This window comes from Pseudomonas sp. 05N432 (assembly GCF_056396945.1).
Genome location: NZ_JBFTMM010000078.1, coordinates 1 through 556 on the forward strand (window position 1 = coordinate 1; position 556 = coordinate 556).

Below are 556 nucleotides of genomic sequence, written 5' to 3' on the forward strand. Positions count from 1 at the left end.
TCGACCACGGCGGCGATGGCGATGAACACCGCTGCCATACCGATCATGCTGTGCATGAACGCGACCAGCTCTGGCATCTTGGTCATTTCAACGCGTTTGGCCATGATCGAACCAGCAGTGCCGCCGATCAGCAGGCCGACGATGACGTAACCGATACCGGCGGTGGCCAGCTCGGAACCCAGTTTGAACACCAGGCCGACAGTGGTGACAATGGCCAGCGCCATGCCGAGCATCCCGTACACATTGCCGCGTCGCGACGAGGTCGGGTGCGACAAGCCCTTCAGGGCCTGGATGAAGCAGATCGACGCGATCAAGTAGAGCGTCGTGACAAGGTTCATGCTCATTACTTGGGCGCCTCTTCTTTTACGGCTTTCGGGGCTTTTTTCTTGAACATCTCAAGCATTCTGCGGGTCACCAGGAAACCACCGAACACGTTGACCGCCGCCAACGCTACAGCCAGGGTGCCCATGGTTTTGCCCAGCGGTGTCACGGTCAGCGCCGCCGCCAGCATGGCGCCGACGATCACGATCGCCGAAATGGCGTTGGTCACCGCCAT

Annotated in this window: 2 protein-coding genes; both read right to left on the reverse strand. The window is 60.1% G+C overall.

Translation table 11 applies throughout. From position 1 onward, the window contains the following. A partial coding sequence (locus tag AC1DHT_RS29295; RefSeq protein ID WP_442114865.1) for an NAD(P)(+) transhydrogenase (Re/Si-specific) subunit beta occupies positions 1-344 on the reverse strand: 344 nt, incomplete at its 3' end. Next, positions 344-556: NAD(P) transhydrogenase subunit alpha part 2 (locus AC1DHT_RS29300; RefSeq protein WP_442114866.1), on the reverse strand; the 213-nt coding region annotated here is incomplete at its 5' end. The genes AC1DHT_RS29300 and AC1DHT_RS29295, both read right to left, overlap by 1 nt.